Here is an 18,972-nt window from a genome sequence, read left to right on the forward strand (position 1 = left end):
CCGCGACGGCGGCACACCGGTAGCCCGGTGTGCCGCCGTTCTGATGTTGGTGGCTGGCGGTTGTTGTGGGGTGGGGCGCCGCTGATGCGACGCTTTTTCGTCACATCCGAAATTGATTGACAGTGGGCGTGGCAGGCGTCACACTGTTGCATATGGTGATCGCTGTTGCGTTGAATGCTTCCAGTCTTCCACTGGAGTCATCGCTTCTGTTGCTGATGGACCTCCCCACATTCATGAACAGAGCGTCTTGGACACCCCCTGTTGCCCCACCTGCTCCGTAATCACCTCAATTCGCTCAATATCCAGCCCTATCGGGAGGAAAACACATGACTACCTCAGTGAACGCGCCGCTCAGCGCACGCGGAAAGCTCGCCTCAACACTGCCTGCCGAGCAGCTGGCTGAAATTACGGAGCTGTTCGCCCTGCGGCGCACCGGCTACTCCCTCGACGCCCCCTTCTACACCGACCCGACAATCTTCAAGCTCGACATGGAGGCCATCTTCGGCCAGCACTGGATCTTTGCCGGCAGCGTTGCCGAGCTTCCGGAGCCGGGCGACTACATCACGGTGGACTACGGCCCCTACTCCCTGATCGTGCTGCGCACCGATGAGGGCGAGGTCAACGTCCTGCACAACGTCTGCCGCCACCGCGGTGCACGTGTCCTGACCGAAGCTGCCGGTTCCACCGGGAACCTGGTCTGCGGCTACCACTCCTGGACCTACTCACCCGAGGGCAACCTGATCCACGCCTCCGCCCCCGGCGAGGCCAAGTTCGACAAGAACTGCTTTGCCCTCAAGCGCGCCCACAGCCGCGAGGTTGCCGGGCTCATCTTCGTCTGCATCGCAGACGTTCCGCCCGCAGACTTCGACGAGACCGCCAAGATCTTCGAGCCCTACCTCGCGCCCCACGACCTGTCCAAGACGAAGATTGCCTACCAGCAGAACATCATCGAAGAGGGCAACTGGAAGCTCGTCATGGAGAACAACCGTGAGTGCTACCACTGCGACGGGCACCCGGAACTCGCCTGCTCCCTCTTCCCCACCTGGGGCCTGACGGAAGGCCTGATCCCGACCCACCTCGAAGAGGTCTGGGACCGCAACAAGGAAGCCCAGTCCTCGCTTGAGGAGCGTTGCCGCCGCTACGGCCTCCCCTACGAGGTGGTGGAGGAACTCGACACCCGCATTGCCGGTATCCGCATTTCACGGGAATCCCTTGACGGAGAAGGCGAATCGTTCTCGGCCGACGGCCGCAGGCTTTCCAAGAAGCTGCTCGGGGACCTGCGGGACTTCCGCCTGGGCCGCTGCTCCATGCACCTGCAGCCCAACAGCTGGTTCCACTTCCTGGGCGACCACGTCATCACGTTCGGCGTTTTCCCCATCAACGAGCACCAGTCCCTGGTCCGCACCACGTGGCTGGTGGCCGACGACGCCGAGGAAGGCGTCGACTACGACCTCGACAAGCTCACCTACACCTGGAAGCAGACCAACATCCAGGACAAGGCATTTGTTGAGCTGTGCCAGCAGGGCGCTGCCAGCCCCGCCTACGAACCCGGCCCGTACATGAAGAGCGAATACCAGGTGGAGGCCTTCATCAACTGGTACGTCCAGCGCGTGCAGGAGCACTTGGCATGATTGAGGTCCTCACCGAGACGCCCGTCCAGGAACCACAGCGCATCCGCGGCCTTGAAATGCCGTGGAACCGGGTGATGGGCAGCATCGAAGGACCGGCCAGCGCGGCCAAGGCCCTGGGCCCGTGGCATCCGCAGGAGTTCATGGCCGAATGCGTCGAGACCGTTCCCGAAGCGGGCGGCATGATGACCTTCGTGTTCCGCCGCTCCGACGGTGCACCGCTGGCGTTCCGCCCAGGCCAGTACGTGAACATCGCCTTCCCGGTGAACGGCGAGGACCAGGAACCGGTGGACCGCAGCTACTCGCTGTCCAGTTCACCCACGGAACCGTGGACCTTCAGCGTCACCGTCAAGCGCGATGCCGGCGGACTGGTTTCACCCTGGGTACACCAGAATGTCAGGCCCGGCACCGTCCTGGACATGCTGGGACCGGTTGGGGCGTTCCACCTGCCTGATGCCGACCGGCGCGCCCGGTACCTGTTCCTGGCCGCCGGCGCCGGCATCACCCCCATCATGTCGATGCTGCGGACCATCCACTCCCTGCCGGGAACCGCCGACGTGGTGGTGCTTTACCACGGTGCGGAGGCCGGCGGCTTTGCTTTCCACCGGGAGCTGGCTTACATCGCTTCCGTGGACTCGCGGGTCAAGGTCTTCTACGCCCTGGGTGACCGCGGCAGGCCCGAGGACTGGGAAGGCTTCAGCGGACGGCTGACGGCGGCCATGATCGATGAGGTGGCGCCCGACGCCAACGGCCGGCAGGTGTACGCCTGCGGACCGGAGGGGTACCTGAACACCGCCACTGAGCTGCTCAGAAACGTGGGCGTCGACGACACGTCCATCTACATGGAGTTCTTCTCCGGCGACCGGCAGACCCTCCTCGAATATCAGGCCGAGCTCGCCCTGGCGGCGGACATCGCCGAGGAGATCGCGGAGGAAATCGCGGAGTCCGCTGAGGACTACTTCGAAGGCCAGCCGGCAGCGTTCGGGATCTACGAGCCCGGCTACGACGAGGATGGAACCCTGCAGGCCACGGGACTGGCCCTGGAAGCCGCCACCCCGGAAGCCGCCGCCGGCACCCCGGCTGCGGCCCCGGAGGCGCAGACCCCTGATGCCTCAAGCTTCGACACCGTGGGAACCGGCAGCCTCACCCTGTCCTTCATGCGCACCGGGATCAATGTGCGGATCGACCCCGAGGAGCACATCCTTGAGGTGGCCCAGCGCGCGGGTGTCCGGATCGGCGCCAACTGCAAGGAGGGCATGTGCGGCTCCTGCAAGGTGGTCAAGCTGTCCGGGGAGATCGACATGAACCACCAGGGCGGAATCCGCAAACGGGAAATCGATGCGGGCAAGTTCCTTCCCTGCTGCTCTACCGCGCGCACCGACATGGTGATCGACGCGTAGGCCCCTGGAACGGCGGGAGCCGAGCGCACCCCCAAAGATTCACCGCAAGTGAAAAGTAACACCACACGGAAGGCCTGAGGCATTAGCGTCAGGCCTTCCGTGGCAATCGCACGCCAACGATAGGAGCCATGCCCATGTCAGGAAACAAAGCTGTTGCCTACAAAGAGCCCGGAGTCGTCGAGGTCATCGACACCCCGTATCCCACATTTGAACTGAAGGCCGGACCCGGCGTCAATCCCGCCAATATTGGCCGGAAGGTTCCCCATGGCGTCATCCTGCGCACCGTGAGCACCAACATCTGCGGGTCCGACCAGCACATGGTCCGCGGCCGGACCACCGCCCCCGCCGGATTGGTTCTGGGGCACGAGATCACTGGCGAAGTCATCGAGACCGGGCCCGATGTCGAGTTCATCAAGGTCGGGGACATCGTCTCGGTCCCCTTTAACATCTCGTGCGGGCGTTGCCGGAACTGCAAAGAGCGCAAGACGGGGATCTGCCTGAACGTGAACCCTGACCGTCCCGGCTCAGCCTACGGCTATGTCGATATGGGCGGCTGGGTGGGCGGCCAGGCGGAGTACGTGCTGGTTCCCTACGCGGACTGGAACCTGCTGCGGTTCCCCGACCGGGACCAGGCACTGGAGAAGATCATGGACCTGACCATGCTCTCCGACATCCTGCCCACCGGCTTCCATGGCGCTGTTACGGCAGGCGTCGGCGTCGGGTCCACCGTGTACGTTGCCGGAGCCGGTCCCGTGGGCCTTGCCGCGGCCGCCAGCGCCCAGCTGCTGGGAGCCGCGGTGGTCATCGTGGGCGACCTGAACGAGGACCGCCTGGCACGGGCCCGGTCCTTTGGCTGTGAAACCGTCAATGTGGCCAACGGCGACCCCGCCGACCAGATCGAGCAGATCCTCGGCGTCCGGGAAGTCGACTCCGGCATCGACGCGGTCGGTTTCGAGGCCCGCGGACACGGCCACGGCGCCCAGGAAGCACCGGCCACGGTGCTTAACTCGCTGATGGACCTCACCACCGCCGGCGGCTCCGTGGGCATTCCCGGCCTCTACGTCACGGGCGACCCGGGAGCTGCGGACGAGGCCGCCCGGAAGGGGAGCCTTTCCCTGTCCCTGGGCACCGGGTGGGCCAAGTCCCTGTCCTTCACCACGGGCCAGTGCCCGGTGATGAAGTACAACCGGCAGCTGATGATGGCGATTTTGCATGACAGGATCCAGATCGCCAAGGCGGTCAACGCCACGGCCATTTCGCTCGACGATGCCCCGCGCGGGTACGCGGAGTTCGACGCCGGGGCTGCCACGAAGTATGTCCTGGACCCGAACGGCTACCTCAACAACTGATATCCGGAGCCCGGTTTCTTAAGAGAATGGGAACCAGTCCCAAGGATCAACCTTGGGACTGGTTCCTTTTTCGTTGCCGCAGTGCCCGCTGTTCGCGGGCAACAAAAAGGTGGTTGGGCCTGCCGGTCTCAAGCAGGCCCAACCACCTGGTGTGGCTGGGGCAGATCAGCCGCGGAGGCGTTCCATGCCCGGGTCCACCAGCGGCTCAGCGGACACGGTGGCCGCCACGCGTCGGCCGAAGTACTCGATCTCCACAGAGTCCCCTTCGGAAACCGACGAGGGCAGCCAGGCGTAGGCGATGGGCTTGCGGACGGTGAAGCCGTAGGCCGCACTGGTGACGTACCCAACGGCTTCGCCGGCCACGTACACCGGTTCCTTGCCCAGCACCACTGACGTGCCGTCGTCGACCGTCAGGCAGCGCAGCGTCTTGGCCGCCGGCTGTTCCTTGAGTCCGGCAAGTGCCTCGGCGCCCACGAACCCGGTCTTGTCCTTGGCCACGGAGAAGCCCAGGCCGGCCTGGTACGGGTGGTGCTCGGTGGTCATGTCCGTGCCCCACAGCCGGTAGCCCTTCTCCAGGCGCATGCTGTTGAAGGCGCCGCGTCCGGCAGCGATGATGCCGTGCTCCCGGCCGGCCTCGAACAGCAGGTCCCAGAGCTTCAGCCCGTACTCGGCGGTGGTGTAGAGCTCCCAGCCGAGTTCGCCTACGTAGGAGAGCCGCATCGCCGTTACAGGGATGCCGCCCACCGAGATCTCCTTGGTCCGGAAGTACTTCAGGCCGTCGTTGCTCAGGTCATCCGTGCTGACCTTGCCGATGACCTCGCGGGCCAGCGGGCCCCACAGGCCGATGCAGCAGGTGCTGCCGGTGATGTCGGTCACGTGCGCCCACTGGGCGGGATCGGCTGCTGACTGCCGGCGGGCCTCCACCCGGAGGTAATCGAAGTCCACGTTGCTGTTCACGCCCAGCTGGAACTCTTCCTCCGCGAGCCTGGCCACGGTCACGTCGCTGCGGATGCCGCCGTCGTGCTCCAGCAGCAGGCAGTACGTCACGGCCCCCGGCTTCTTGGTGATGTTGCCCGTGCTGAGCCGGTGCAGCAGTGCCTGGGCACCGGGGCCGGTGACGGAGAGCCGCTTCAGCGGCGTCATGTCGAAAAGTCCGACGGCGGTACGCGTCTTCCACGCCTCGGCGGCGGAAATGGGGGAGTGGAACATGGCGGCCCACTCTTCGCGCTCCGGGGCCCGCCATTCTTCCGGGAGTTCGGCCAGGAGTCCGCGGTTGGCTTCGAACCAGTGCGGGCGCTCCCAGGCGGCGGACTCCAGGAAGAACGCCCCGAGCTCCTTCTGGCGGACGTTGAACGGGCTGACGCGCAGGTCCCGTGGCGATTCGCGGGGCTGCAGCGGGTGCATCACATCGTAGATCTCCACGAAGTTCTGCTGCGAGGTCTCGCTGACGTACGCGTCGGAGGTCTGCACCTTCTCGAAACGGGTCAGCTCGCAGCCGTGCAGGTCAGTCTGCGGCTGGCCGTCGATGATCAGCTCTGCCATGGCCTTGGCAACGCCGGCCGAGTGCGTGACCCAGACGGCCTCGGCCACGAAGAAGCCCTCGAGGTCCGGTGCCTCGCCCATGAGCGGGCCGCCGTCCGGGGTGAAGGAGAAGATGCCGTTGAAACCGTCCTGGATCTCAGTGCTGCGCAGTGCCGGCAGCAGGTCCCGGCTGTCCTCCCACGCGGGCACGAAGTCTTCAAGGGTGAAGTCCAGGCGGGAGGGCATGCGGTGGTCCGACATCTCCTCGGCAGCGACCTTCGGCAGTGCGGACATGTCCACGGGCATCGGGCGGTGGGCGTAGCTGCCGATGCCGATGCGGTTGCCCCATTCGCGGTAGTACAGGTCCTTGTCCTGGTAGCGCAGGATGGGCTTGCCGGCGCCGTTGGGAAGCTCGTTGGCGCCCTCGAGTTCGGCGAGGGGCGTGGTGATCGCGTATTGGTGGGCCAGTGGCAGCAGAGGCACTTCCAGGCCCACCATCCGGCCGAGCTCACGGCCCCAGAATCCTGCGCAGGACACCACGATGTCGGCGGGGATCACGCCGGAGGAGGTTTCGACGCCGGTGACCTTGCCGCCCTCCTGGGCGATGCCGGTGACGGTCGTGGAGCCGCGGTAGGTGACGCCTTGTTCGCGCGTGCGCTCGATCAGCAGCTGTACCGCACGGGCCGCCAGCGCGAGTCCGTCGGTGGGGATGAGCAGGCCGCCCAGGACCTCGCGGCCGCCGGTGAGCTTGCCGGTGTTCAGCAGCGGGTAGATCTTTTCGCATTCGTCGGCGTCGATGATCCGGCTTTCGACACCCCAGGAGGTCATCAGGCCCATCTTGCGCTTGAGGTCGGCCAGGCGTTCGGGAGTGGTTGCCAGCTCCAGGCCGCCCACCTGGTTAAAGCAGGATTGGCCGTCCTTGCCCAGGGCGAGGAGCTTGTTGACGGTGTACGTGGCGAACTCCGTCATGGTCCTGGACGGATTGTTCTGGAACACCAGGCCCGGTGCGTGCGACGTGGAGCCGCCGGCGAGCTCCAGCGGTCCTTGTTCGACGACGGTGATGTCGTTCCAGCCGCGGCTTGCCAGCTCGTCGGCGAGGTTGGTGCCGACGATGCCGGCTCCGATGATGACGACGCGGGGTGATGCGCTCATGATTTTTGGTTCTCCTGGTTGGTGCTGGAATCCGCCTGACCGGGTGATGGAATTTGCTTCGCTATGAGCAACGCGCATCACTATATGCAACAGAGTGTCTCAGCTCACATGGGATGTCAAGGGTTTCCTGCTTTGTTGCGACGGTCCGCAGCGCTATGTCGAAGGGCGGCAAAGAGGCCCCCGCCGCTGGTGCGGCGAAGGCCTCTTTGTGCAGCTCCGGTTATCCGGCGGCGTGAGGCCGTCCGGTCCCGGTGTCAGTGGGAAACGTCTGCAGAGATCTCGGCGAGGGTGCGTCCCTTCGTCTCAGGCGCGAGCCATTGCGAGAGGACTGCACCGAGCAATGCAACGATGGCGGCCACGACCATGCTTGGGCCCAGGCCGATGTTGCTGATTGCCCACGGCAGGGCGAAGGTGCCGAGTGCGGCTCCGATGCGGCTGAAAGCCGCGGCGAAGCCCATGCCGATGCCGCGCAGGGGGGCGGGGAATACCTCGGCCGGATAGACCTGGGTCAATGTGGTGTAGCCGGCGTTGAAGAAGGAGAACGCGAGGAACAGGGCGAGGACGAGGATCGCTGGTGCGTCCGCCCATACGCCGATGACCAGCAGGATGCCTGCGCAGAGCCACTGTCCGGGCACGGTGAGGATCCGGCGGCCCAGCTTGTCGATCAGAAGCACGGTGGTGACAACACCCGCGGCCGCAAGTGCGGACAGGCCGACTCCACCGGCCCAGCCGCCGCCGAAGCCGAATTGGCTGAGCACGTCGTCGGCGAAGGTCGCGATCGCAAAGTACGGGGTGACCGCGCAGAACCAGAAACCCGCGGTGAACAGGGTGGTCCGCCAGTGCTCCCTCGAGAACAACATTCCAAAGGAGGCGTTCTTGATTTTGGTCCTGCCCTTCGCGGCTTGGGCCTCCTGGATCATCCTCAGGTCGATCTCCTCGGTGATGCTGTCGTGCATCTGTGGCGATTCGACGTATTTGTGGGCGATCGCGAGTGCTTCCTCACGCCGTCCCTTCGTGATGAGCCAGCTCGGCGATTCGGGGAGGCCTATGCGCGCGATGAACAGAACGAAGGCCAGTATCGTGCTCGTGCCGATGACAAGGCGCCAGGGGGTGCCGGCGTCGTGCAGGAGGGTGCCAATGATGAATGCCATCATGAAGCCGACGTACCAGGCGATCAGGGTCAGCCCGAGCAGCCGCCCGCGGAGCTTCGGAGGGGAGAACTCTGACAGCAGCGGGCCGCCGATCGAGTACTCGCCGCCGATCGCGACGCCCATCATGAATCTGATGAGCGCCAGCTGGATCACGGCGCCGTCTCCGGAGGTTACGAAGAACTGGGCCGCTGAGGCGATCAGGAACAGGCCCATGTCCACGAGGAACATGGGCTTGCGGCCGAATTTGTCAGTAGCCCACCCGGCCAGCGGGGAGCCGATGAAAATGCCAGCCAGCGGGCCTGCAGCAATCATGCCCAGCGACAGGGCGTCGAGCTGGAGATCTGACCGCATGGGTCCGGTGACGGGGCCGATGATGCCGAGGATGTAGCCGTCGAGGAACATCCCGCCGATGAAGACAGCGACAAGCCGCACCATGAAGCGGCGTTTGAACTTGGAGCTGGTCTCTTTTGATGAGGAGGTGTCGACGGGGCCCGTCGTCTTGGTTGGATTGATCATTGAGATTTGTTCCCTTCCGGCTTCAGCGCAAACCGCTGAAGGCGCCAGAGCGCTGTTTCCTGGACCCACGGACAGACTTCGGCGTCGTTCCCCGGTTCCGGCGCCCCGCGCTGCTTTGATCGATGGTGCTGCCATCCCTGATAGTCATAGACAGTTTCCTTTGGTGATCTGGCGCTGCCGCATGGATGCTGGCAGCGTTGTGCGGCCGATGCACGGGCCAGGGCCCCTTTCGGATCGGCCATCATGAATTCGTTCGTCTGTTCCCCAAAGTCATCACGGGTGAGCCGGGGGACGGGAGGAGCATATCCGGGTGAGCTTCGTTCCGTGATGATCAACAACCTTCGCTGTATGCAACAAAATCGTGCGCCAGCTCACATTCAATGTCAAGAGTGTGACCCGCTAAACGCAAAGTATGTAGGCGTTCCTGCTGGGTACTCCGGGGCACGCCAAAAGCCCTGGCCGCTGGGACAGGGAGACCTCCGCCGTACCGAGTGCCTGGTGAGGGGGTAGCCCCGGGCAAACATCTGCGTCAGGGTGGGATGGTGGCCTCCGCCCCGGGTGTCCTTGCGGTACCTGGTTGTGCTGCCCACGGAAGCGGGAGCACGGTAACGGGTCCCCCGGAGTCAACGCCCTGGGGAGGAACAGCCATGACCGCTTCAGCCCAGGCAAGCCCGCGCATCATCCCGGGGCCGGTGTGCTGGACCGGGAACGCCAGGCCGGACAGGAACCGGCAGGGGACCAGGCGTGTCCTTCCCGGATCGCCTTCAAGGTCGCAGCCGGACATTACGAGCTGCAACGGAGGCAGCTGGGTGCCCCCGAGCGAGGCGATCAGGGGTGCGCCGATAGTGAGCAGGGCCATTACGGCCGCCAGGGGATTGCCCGGAAGACCGATCACGAACCGCCCGTCGGGAAGCCCGGAGAGCACGGCTGGATGCCCGGGGCGCATCGCGATGCCGTCTACCAGCAGCTGTCCGCCCAGGGCGTCGATGGCGGCACGGAAATGGTCCGTCCCGGATTTGCCGGTACCCCCGGTGGTGATGATGACGTCTGCCCTGCCGGCGGGCAGGACGGGGCTGTCCAGGGCATCCAGCCAGCTGCCGAACGAGTCACCGATTCTCTGCGGACTGCCGGCACTGCCACCCAGGAGGGAAACGACGTTTCCGAGCTGCGGGCCAAAGGTGTCACGGACCTGCCCGGGGGCCGGGACGCCCTGCGTCACCACTTCAGCCCCGGTGAGTACGACGGCGACAGCGGGCCGGGCGCGGACCTGCACAGTGTCGTGCCCTGCCGCCGCAGCCAGGGCCACCTGAGCGGGATTAAGGACAGTGCCGGCGGGTATGAGTACGTCCCCTGACCGGGCTTCCTGCCCGGCGGGACGGATGTGTTGGCCGCTGCGCGGCTCGCCGGCCTTCGCCTCCGGGCGGAGTCTCAGGACGTGGTTGCCGTTGGTGTCCCGTGCAGCCAGGCCGCTTTCCTTCCGCAGGACGGCATCGGCGCCGTGCGGTACCAGGCCGCCGGTGGCAATCACGGCGGCACTGTTTGCAGGTAAAAATCTGTTGCCTTCACGGGGCAGGGAGTTGTGTTGGCCGGATCCGGCCAGCAGCCAGGGGCCGGGTCCGTTCACCGCCCACCCGTCCATCGCGGACGAGGCATAGTGCGGCAGGTCCTGGAGTGCGGTGACGTCCCGGCTCAAGGTCCGCCCAATGGATTCAGCGAGCGGGACGGCCACAGGCGGGAGCGTATTGGCCGAGCCGAAGGCGACATGGCGCGCTTCGGACCACGGTATGCATCCCCGTTCCGGGACGGGGCCGGGCACGGCTGCACTCCTGGAAACGGTGGCTGTCGGTCCATTGGCAGGCATCCGGGCCTCTCCTTGTTGATTGACGGGCACATGCCGGCTACGGGGCCCCGTTTTCCGAAAACGGTGCTTCGATGAGGAATACCTCCCCAGGTCTTAGGCCCACCGAAGCACCTTTTACGAAAAACGGGACACCCGTTGCTTGACGCTGTTCCTTTTCTAGCCCGCGGCTTCCAGGATCTGGGCCTCCGCGGCTTCGGCCGGCAGTGGCTGGGAGGATGATTGCCGGCGTGAGGCCTCCACGGTGTGCAGGAGCAGCAGTGCGGTGGTGACGGAGCCGACGCCGCCGGGAACGGGGGTGAGTCCCGCTGCGGTTCCGGTGACGCTGGCTTCGTCCACATCACCCACCAGCGAGCCGTCGGCAAGGACGTTCGTGCCGACGTCGACCACTACCGTCCGGGAGGAGACGTGGCTGCCGGTCAGCAGCCCGGCGCGGCCGGCTGCGACCACCACGACGTCGGCATCCTTCGTGTAGCGCTCCAGCGGGCCCGACCTGGAATGGCAGACCGTCACGGCGGCATCGCGTGCCAGCAGGAGGAGGGACAGCGGCTTGCCCACAACTGCGGACCGGCCCACCACCACCACGTCCTTGCCTGCGACGGGAACCTGGTAGTGGTCAAGGATTTCCACGACCGAGCGGGCGGTGGCGGGAGCAAAGGCCGGCTGGCCGACGGCCAGGCGTCCCAGGCTCAGCGGATTGGCGCCGTCAATGTCCTTTTCCGGGGTGATGAGGCCCACCAGGTTGTCGGTCCGGACCCCCGCGGGCAGCGGGGTTTGCAGGATGATGCCGTTCACGGACGGGTCGGCGCTCAGGTCCCGCAGTACGCTGGCCAGCGCCGGTTCCGTTGCCTCATGGCCCAGGTCGATGATCCGGCAGCCGACACCGGCGCGCTCCGCTGCCCGCTCGATCGAGCGGACGTACCAGCGCGTTGATTCATCGGCGGTCGCCATGACCACCGCCACGACCGGGCGGACGCCGTCCAGTCCAAGCGACCGGACCTGCTCCTGGACCTCCTGCTGGAACAAAGCGGCCAAAGGCTTTCCGGAAAGTATTGATGTACTCAACCCAGGATCCTTTCGCGAACGCGGGCCGAGAGGGCATCTGCCGCCAGGACCACCTTTTCCTCAATGCCATCCGTCTGCTGGGCAAGCAGCGCGCGTGCCTCCGGATCCTTGACCGCCACGACGTTGATGTCGATGTTGACGCGCGCCGTGGTGGCAGCTGCGCGGGCGGCGTCAGCGGCCGCCGCAACGTCGCTGATGACGTTGGCGTTGGCGACGTCGAACAGTTCGGTGGCAAGGTCCACGATGCCGCCCGACAGCTTGACGAGCCGGGCAGGGGTCTGTGCCGCCTGGATGAGGGCGGACTGGATCCCGGCCCCCCGGGCGGCCTTGAGGTCATCGGTGCCGGACGGGAGCTTGTAGGAGTCGATGACTGCCTGGAAGGCCTGTTCATCCGCTTCAGCCAGGCTCAGTGCCTCGGCGACAAGGTCGTCCGCAGCCTGGGTGATGCGCTGCACCAGCGGTGCGTGCTGTTCGTATTTGGCGCCAGTGGTGTACCGCGCCACCATGGCGACCAGGGCTGCGCCCTGGGCCGCGTGCAGGGCCGCGGCGGCACCACCGCCCGGCGTCGGCTGCTTTGCGGCCAACCGGGTGAGGTAGCTGCTGACTGTCTCTGAACTGATCATGGTGCTAGCCGCGCAGCCGGGACATGGTGGGGTCGTAGAGCGGGTCCTGGGTCACCGTGGCCACGATGCGGCGGCCGAAGTACTCGATCTCCACGGAGTCACCGATGGAGACCTCGGCGGGCAGGTAGGAGTAGGCGATCGGCTTTTTAACCGTGTAGCCGTAGGCCGCGCTGGTGACGTAGCCGACTGCCTGGTCCTTGTAGAACACCGGTTCCTTGCCCAGCGCCAGGCTGCGGCCGTCGTCGACCGTGAGGCACCGCAGGCGGCGTCCGGAGTTTTCTTCGGTGCGTCCCTCCAGGGCTGCCTTTCCGACGAAGTTCTCCTTGGCCATCTTCACCGCGAAGCCGAGGCCGGCCTCGAAGGGGTCGTGCTCGGTGGTCATGTCCGTGCCCCAGGAGCGGTAGCCCTTTTCCAGGCGGAGCGAGCTGAAGGCTGCCCGGCCGGCGGCGATGATGCCGAACGGCTGGCCGGCCTTCCACAGGGCGTCCCAGAGGCGCTGGCCGTTGTCGGCGCTGGTGTACAGCTCCCAGCCCAGTTCGCCGACGTAGGACAGGCGCATGGCGGTGACCGGGACTCCACCGATGACGACGTTCTTTGACCGGAAGTACTTCAGGCCGTCGTTGGTGAAGTCGTCGCTGCTGACCGCGCCGACAACCTCACGGGCCAGCGGGCCCCAGAGGCCGATGCAGCAGGTGCCGCCGGTGGTGTCCCGGACCTGGACCCAGTCTTCGGCGCTGCCGCTTGCTGTCTGGTGCCGGGCTGCCCGGTCGAAGTAGGCGGTGTCGATGTTGCCGTTGGCGCCGAGCTGGAAGGTCTGCTCGTCCAGGCGCGCCACGGTGATGTCGCTTCGGACCCCGCCCTGTTCGTCCAGCAGGAGCGTGTAGGTGACGGCTCCGGGCTTCTTGTTCATTTCCGCGGTGGTGAGTTCCTGCAGCAGCTTCAGGGCGCCGGGTCCGGAGATTTCGAGGCGCTTGAGCGGTGTCATGTCGTACATGGCGACGGCGGTGCGCGTCTTCCATGCCTCGGCCGCGGCAATCGGGGAGCTGAACATGCCGGACCAGGCATCGCGGGCCGGCGGCTGCCATTCCGCGGGCATTTCTTTGAGCAGTTCGGCGTTGGCCTCGAACCAGTAGGGCCGTTCCCAGCCGGCGCCTTCGAGGAAGAAGCCGCCGAGTTCCTTGTGCCGGGCGTGGAAGGGGGACACGCGCAGGTTGCGCGGGGAGAGCTTGGGCTGCAGCGGATGCAGGACGTCGTAGATCTCCACGAAGTTCTGCTGCGAGGTTTCGCTGACGTATTCGGCGGTCAGCTGCACGTCCTCGAAGCGGTGGATGTCGCAGTCGCCCAGGTCGATGGAGGACTTGCCGTCCACGAGGAGTTCGGCGACGGCGCGGGCGATGCCGGCAGAGTGGGTGACCCAGACGGCTTCGGCGACGAAGAAGCCGTCGAGTTCCTTGGATTCGCCAACGAGGGAGCCGCCGTCGGGGGTGAAGGAGAAGATGCCGTTGAAGCCGTCCTCGATTTCGCTTTCGCGCAGGGCCGGCAGGATCTGCTTGGTGGCCTCCCATGCGGGGAGGAAGTCCTCGAGGGTGAAGTCGAGGCGGGAGGGCATGTTGTGCTCGCTGATCTCGTTCGGCTTGAAGCTGCCGAGTTCGTCCAGGTCCACGGGCATGGGCTTGTGGGCGTAGGAGCCGATGCCGTAGCGGTCGCCGTGTTCGCGGTAGTAGAGGTCCTGGTCCTGGTGGCGCAGGATGGGCAGCGAAGCGCCGTTGGGCAGTTCGTTCTTGCCTTGTTGCGCGGGCACTGGGGTGGTCTTGACGTACTGGTGCGCCAGGGGCAGCAGCGGCACGGACATGCCGATCAGCTCGCCGACCTTTGCGCCCCAGAAGCCGGCGCAGGAGACCACGATGTCTGCTGGGATCACGCCGTCGGGCGTCTGGACCCCGGTGACCCGGCGGCCGGACTGTTCAATGCCGGTGACTTCGGTGTTGCCGATGTACTTCACGCCGGCCGCCTCGGTGCGCTTGATCAGCAGCTGGACGGCGCGGGCGGCCAAAGCGAGGCCGTCGCTGGGAACGTGGAGGCCGCCGAGGATGTCCTCGTCGTTGATGAGCGGGTAGAGCTCCTTGCATTCGGCCGGGGACAGGATGGAGCCTTCGATGCCCCATGCCTGCGCGTAGCCGAGCTTGCGCTTCAGGTCCGCGAGGCGGGTTTCGGTGGTGGCAACTTCCAGGCCGCCCACCTGGTTGAAGCAGCTGACGCCGCCTTCGGTGAGGGACAGCAGCTTCTCCACCGTGTACTTGGCGAACAGGGCCATGGACTTTGAGGGGTTGGTCTGGAAGACCAGGCCGGGGGCGTGGGACGTGGAGCCACCCGGCATGTTGAGGGGTCCCTGGTCCAGGACGGTGATGTTGTTCCAGCCCCGGGTGACAAGTTCATCCGCCAGGTTGGTGCCGACGATGCCGGCTCCGATGATGACAATGCGTGGTGACGATTCCAAGGGGGTCTCTCCTGCTGCTTTACGAGTTATGTCTGCGGACGGGGGTGCTTACCGGAACACCACGGTGCTGGTCTGGTCCTTCAGCACGCGGTGCTGGCAGTGCCAGCGGACGGCGCGGGAGAGGGCCAGTGCCTCGGCGTCCTGGCCCACGGTGGACAGTTGCGCCGGGCCATAGGTGTGGTCCACCCGGATGACTTCCTGCTCGATGATCGGCCCCTCGTCCAGGTCGGCGGTGACGTAGTGGGCGGTGGCGCCCACCAGCTTGACTCCGCGGTCGTAGGCCTGGTGGTAGGGGCGTGCTCCCTTGAATCCGGGGAGGAAGGAGTGGTGGATGTTGATGGCCCGCCCCTCCAGCGCCCGGCAGAGGTCGTCCGAGAGCACCTGCATGTAACGGGCCAGGACCACGAGGTCGGCCTCGTACTCATCCACCAGTTCCAGCAGCCGGCGCTCAGCGGCGGCCTTCGTATCCGGGGTGACGGGGACGTAGATGAAGGGCAGCCCGGCGGCTTCCGCCATCGCACGGTGGGTCTCGTGGTTGGAAACGACTGCCACCAGTTCACCGCCAAGGCTGCCGCCCCGCCAGCGGAAGATGAGGTCGTTGAGGCAGTGGCCGAACTTGGACACCATGACCAGGACGCGCTTGGGGGTCTGGTCGTGGAAGCTGAACTTCATGTCGAACCGGCCGGCGATACCTGCGAACTCTTCCTCGAGCATGGCGGGCGTGTAGTTGGGCGAGCCGGAGAATGCGGTGCGCAGGTGAAGTGTCTCCCGCAGGCTGTCGTCGAACTGCTGGTGCTCGTCGATGTTGAAGCCACGCTCGAACAGGAATGTGGTTACGGCTTGCACAATTCCTGCTTGCTCCTTGCAGGAAAGGGTCAGCACGAACTTCTGCGCCTGCTCTTCCTTGAGCGCCGGCAGGGTGACGGTTGCTGAGGCTGCTTCGATGAGGGTCATACCCTTCTCCTTCTAGATATATTCAAAAGCGACGGACTGATATATTAGATTGGATGCCAGCGTATACTGGTCCATAGGCGAGGTCAATAGTTTTTTCTGGTTGGGAAGAAGGGGCTCAGCATGGCATTCGAAGCTTTGGCGGTGGCGGAGGATATGGGGCGGAAGTCCCTGGCCGACGTCGCCTATGAGAGCATCCGCGACTGGTTGCTGACCCTTGAAATCAAACCCGGCGAGCTGCTGAATGACGAGCTCCTGGCCAAGAACCTAGGGGTGGGGCGGACTCCGGTGCGCGAAGCCCTGAAGCGGCTGGAGCTGGACCGGCTGGTGAAGACCTACCCGCGCCGTGGCACCTTCGCTACCCGGGTGGACGTGACCGACCTTTCCTTTATTTCGGAGATCCGCGCCCAGCTTGAGCCCCTAGCAGCGGCGCGTGCCGCACGGGTGGCTTCCCCTGCGGTCCGCGACGGGCTGCGTGCCACGCTCGAAAAGGTTGAGGCGTTCGACGTGTCCGCGGCAACCGTGACCGAAACGCTCCAGCTAGATGCCCAGGTGCACCAGGGCATATACGCCGCTGCTGCCAACCCGCACCTGGAAGACATCCTGATCCGCTACGACAACCTGGCAACGCGGATTTGGTGCATGGTCATCGACCGCCTGCCGGACCTGTCGCACCATGTCCGTGAACACCTCGATCTGCTCCGCGCCGTCATCGACGGGGATGAGGAGCGGGCAGCGGAGCTTGCCCGCGTCCACGTGAGCGGGTTCGAAAGCGCGGTCCGGGAGGCACTTTTCAAGGCCTAGTGCCACGGGGGCCGGGGCGCCGTTGACATGCAGTGTGACCTGGGCCATACTCGGATCCAGATTGATATATCAATCAAATATCAGTGATGGATTCCAGCGGTGACGGCGCCGCCGATCGGAGTGACCAGTGAATTCCCAGGCAACCCTTGAAGCCCCACGTGATGCCATCCACCTTGACCCCGAACACGATGGGAAGGGCGGCGGCACGTCGAAAAAGACTCTCGGCCTCCGGGCCGACTGGGCGCGACTGCCCGGCCGCAGCGTCGAAGTGTGGTTGCAGGGGGAACGCGTGGCCAGCGGGGTGGTGGACCAGGCTGCGGAAGACGGCTCGGTGCTCTGGATAGCCGCCGAGGGCATCAGCACCCGGCGCATCTTCGACAAGTCATCGGGCTACCAAATCTGGGTTTAGCCCTCCCTGGCGCCCGCGGAGCCGCAGCTCCCAATGCACGCAATAAACGATGGAGCCCCGGCGCTGTGCGCGCCGGGGCTCCAGGCGTTCCACCTTGCTACCGCATGGCGGCCCTTTCCGGCTCCGGCTCTTCCACGTCCGTACCTGCGCCGGTGCAGTTTGCGCCTTGGGTGCACCCTTCGGCACATTCATGCTTTGTTACAAGCTCAAACTGGACACCCCGGTGTTGCTCCACCCCGGTGCGGATAGCCCGTTCCACCACGGAGTCCGCCAACCGGCGGCGCAGGGAAAGGGGGTCCCTGCGCAGGTCCTTGGTGAGGGCGAAGCAGAGCAGCAGCATGACGATGACGAAGGGCAGTGCCGCGACGATGGTGATCCGCTGCAGGCCCGACAACGCCTCAGAAGGCTTGTCACCGCCGGCCAAAAGCATGACGGCGGCCACGGCGCCGGTAAGGGCACCCCAGAAAATGACCAGCGCACGCCTGGGGTCGGAGCTGCCGTTGGAGCTCAGCGACGCCATGATCAGGGAGGCGGAGTCGGCGCCGGTGATGAAGAAGATCGCCACCAGGACCATGGCCAGGACGATCACGGCGGCAATCATCCATCCGGGCAAGGGGAGGTTCTTCACCAGGTTGAACAGGGCGCCGTCAAAATCGATGGTCGCCTTGCCGTCGGTAACGGTCATCAGGCCGGGCGTACCGGCCTTGTCCGCTTCCTGCTGGATGTGGAAGGCTGTACCGCCAAAGATGCCGAACCAGATCACGCTGACAATGCTGGGGACCAGCAGGACGCCCGTGACGAACTGCCGGATGGTCCGGCCGCGGCTGATCCGGGCGATGAACATGCCCACGAAGGGCGTCCATGAAATCCACCAGGCCCAGTAGAAGATGGTCCAGCCGGACATCCAGGTGCGCAGGGCTTCATCGCCCACCGCTTCGGTCCGGGACGACATTTCCGCGAGGTCCCTCAGGTAGTCGCCGACCGCCGAGGGGATGAGGTTGAGGATGAAGAGGGTGGGGCCGGCCACGAACACGATGACGGCGAGGACCACCGCAAGTACCATGTTGACGTTGGACAGCCACTGTATCCCGCGGCTGATGCCGGACACGGCGGACGCGATGAAGCACGCTGTCAGGATCGCCACGATGCCCACGAGCACGGGAGTTCCGATCTCGCCTGTCCACCCATTGGAGGTGAAGCCGCTGCCAATCTGAAGGGCGCCGAGGCCCAGTGACGCGGCGGTGCCGAAGAGTGTGGCGAAGATGGCCAGGATGTTGATGACCTTGCCCACCGGCCCCTCTACGGTCCTGATGCCGAACAGCGAGGTGAAGGCAGCGGAGATCAGTTGCCTGCGGCCCAGCCGGTAGGTGCCGTAGGCCATGGCTATGCCGACCACCGCGTACATGGCCCAGGGGTGCAGGGTCCAGTGGAAGATCGAGGTGGCCATGGCCGTCTGGATGGCTGCGGGGGTGCGGCCGTCAACGGTTCCGGGCGGGGGAGAGACGAAGTGGTACAGCGGCTCGGCCACTCCATAGAACATCAGGCCGATGCCCATTCCGGCGGCGAACATCATGGCGATCCATGACACCGTGCGGAATTCGGGTTTCTCGCCGTCCTTGCCGAGCGGAATGTTGCCGAACTTGCCCAGGGCCAACCACAGGACGAAGACGACGAACAGGGACGCGAGGACCATGAAGAGCCAGCCTGTGTACTCCATGACCCAGTCCAGGGCATCCTTTGAAGTGGTGGCCAGGCCGTCCTTGTCGAGGAACCCCCACGCCACGAACGCCAGCGCGATGGCACCTGTTATGCCGAACGTCGCCTTGTCCAGCGTCAGCTTCCGGTTGCGGCGCTGGGAGACGGCCTGCTCCCTGTTGCTCTGCCGCAGTTCCTCCAGGATCTGCTCGTGTTCGTTGACTGTGGGAAGGGTCGTCGTCCCTTCCTCTTGATAGGTGTCCAATGGCTCGGGGGGAACGTCCTCTGAAGGCGGCACTTTTGGCTTGGCGGAACTTAGATCACTGTTTATGGCCATGAAAGCGGATCCTTTG

13 protein-coding genes are annotated in these 18,972 nt (G+C 65.4%); 5 read left to right on the top strand and 8 right to left on the bottom strand.

Features of this window, described 5'->3' with window-relative positions; genetic code table 11:
- The first annotated feature begins 326 nt into the window (after positions 1 to 326).
- The 3 genes from ACR65J_RS06340 (at position 327) to fdhA (ending at position 4,377) form a co-directional block, all read left to right on the top strand.
- Positions 327 to 1,631 (top strand): aromatic ring-hydroxylating oxygenase subunit alpha, encoded by a 1,305-nt coding sequence (locus tag ACR65J_RS06340; protein ID WP_440167090.1) that lies wholly within the window; start codon positions 327 to 329, stop codon positions 1,629 to 1,631.
- Positions 1,628 to 3,028 carry a ferredoxin reductase gene (locus ACR65J_RS06345; RefSeq protein WP_440167092.1) on the top strand — a complete coding sequence of 467 codons (1,401 nt, stop codon included), beginning with the start codon at positions 1,628 to 1,630 and terminating at the stop codon, positions 3,026 to 3,028. The genes ACR65J_RS06340 and ACR65J_RS06345 overlap by 4 nt, the downstream gene beginning before the upstream one ends.
- Positions 3,029 to 3,162: 134 nt before the next feature.
- Positions 3,163 to 4,377, top strand: a complete 1,215-nt coding sequence (gene fdhA, locus ACR65J_RS06350; protein WP_440167093.1) for a formaldehyde dehydrogenase, glutathione-independent — start codon at positions 3,163 to 3,165, stop codon at positions 4,375 to 4,377.
- Between the two features lie 165 nt (positions 4,378 to 4,542).
- Here fdhA and ACR65J_RS06355 read toward each other — a convergent pair whose 3' ends face one another.
- The 7 genes from ACR65J_RS06355 to purU all read right to left on the bottom strand — a co-directional run bounded on the left by ACR65J_RS06355 (position 4,543) and on the right by purU (position 15,714).
- Positions 4,543 to 7,050, bottom strand: coding sequence for a GcvT family protein (locus tag ACR65J_RS06355; RefSeq protein WP_440167095.1), 2,508 nt, complete (start codon positions 7,048 to 7,050; stop codon positions 4,543 to 4,545).
- A 254-nt stretch (positions 7,051 to 7,304) separates the two neighbouring features.
- A complete protein-coding gene (locus tag ACR65J_RS06360; RefSeq protein WP_440167097.1) occupies positions 7,305 to 8,717 on the bottom strand; it encodes an MFS transporter in 1,413 nt (470 codons plus the stop codon).
- A 529-nt stretch (positions 8,718 to 9,246) separates the two neighbouring features.
- Positions 9,247 to 10,578 (bottom strand): molybdopterin molybdotransferase MoeA, encoded by a 1,332-nt coding sequence (locus ACR65J_RS06365; RefSeq protein ID WP_440167099.1) that lies wholly within the window; start codon positions 10,576 to 10,578, stop codon positions 9,247 to 9,249.
- Between the two features lie 156 nt (positions 10,579 to 10,734).
- Entirely contained in the window at positions 10,735 to 11,640 is a 906-nt protein-coding gene (locus ACR65J_RS06370; RefSeq protein ID WP_440167101.1) for a bifunctional 5,10-methylenetetrahydrofolate dehydrogenase/5,10-methenyltetrahydrofolate cyclohydrolase, read from the bottom strand.
- On the bottom strand, positions 11,637 to 12,263 hold the full coding sequence (locus tag ACR65J_RS06375) for a cyclodeaminase/cyclohydrolase family protein (protein WP_440167103.1): 627 nt from the start codon (positions 12,261 to 12,263) through the stop codon (positions 11,637 to 11,639). The genes ACR65J_RS06370 and ACR65J_RS06375 overlap by 4 nt, the downstream gene beginning before the upstream one ends.
- A gap of 4 nt (positions 12,264 to 12,267) precedes the next feature.
- On the bottom strand, positions 12,268 to 14,760 hold the full coding sequence (locus ACR65J_RS06380; protein ID WP_440167105.1) for a GcvT family protein: 2,493 nt from the start codon (positions 14,758 to 14,760) through the stop codon (positions 12,268 to 12,270).
- Between the two features lie 48 nt (positions 14,761 to 14,808).
- A complete protein-coding gene (purU, locus tag ACR65J_RS06385) occupies positions 14,809 to 15,714 on the bottom strand; it encodes a formyltetrahydrofolate deformylase (RefSeq protein WP_440167106.1) in 906 nt (301 codons plus the stop codon).
- A 120-nt stretch (positions 15,715 to 15,834) separates the two neighbouring features.
- Here purU and ACR65J_RS06390 point away from each other — a divergent pair, with 120 nt between their 5' ends.
- Complete coding sequence (locus tag ACR65J_RS06390; RefSeq protein WP_440167108.1) at positions 15,835 to 16,515, top strand: GntR family transcriptional regulator; 681 nt, start codon at positions 15,835 to 15,837, stop codon at positions 16,513 to 16,515.
- 127 nt (positions 16,516 to 16,642) lie between these two features.
- A complete protein-coding gene (locus ACR65J_RS06395; protein ID WP_440167110.1) occupies positions 16,643 to 16,924 on the top strand; it encodes a hypothetical protein in 282 nt (93 codons plus the stop codon).
- A 97-nt stretch (positions 16,925 to 17,021) separates the two neighbouring features.
- On the opposite strand, the gene ACR65J_RS06400 is transcribed toward ACR65J_RS06395, so the two are convergent.
- Positions 17,022 to 18,956: a BCCT family transporter gene (locus ACR65J_RS06400; RefSeq protein WP_440167113.1), complete on the bottom strand. Its 1,935-nt coding sequence runs from the start codon at positions 18,954 to 18,956 to the stop codon at positions 17,022 to 17,024.
- Between the last annotated feature and the right edge of the window lie 16 nt (positions 18,957 to 18,972).

The organism is Arthrobacter sp. SAFR-044, from assembly GCF_059414985.1.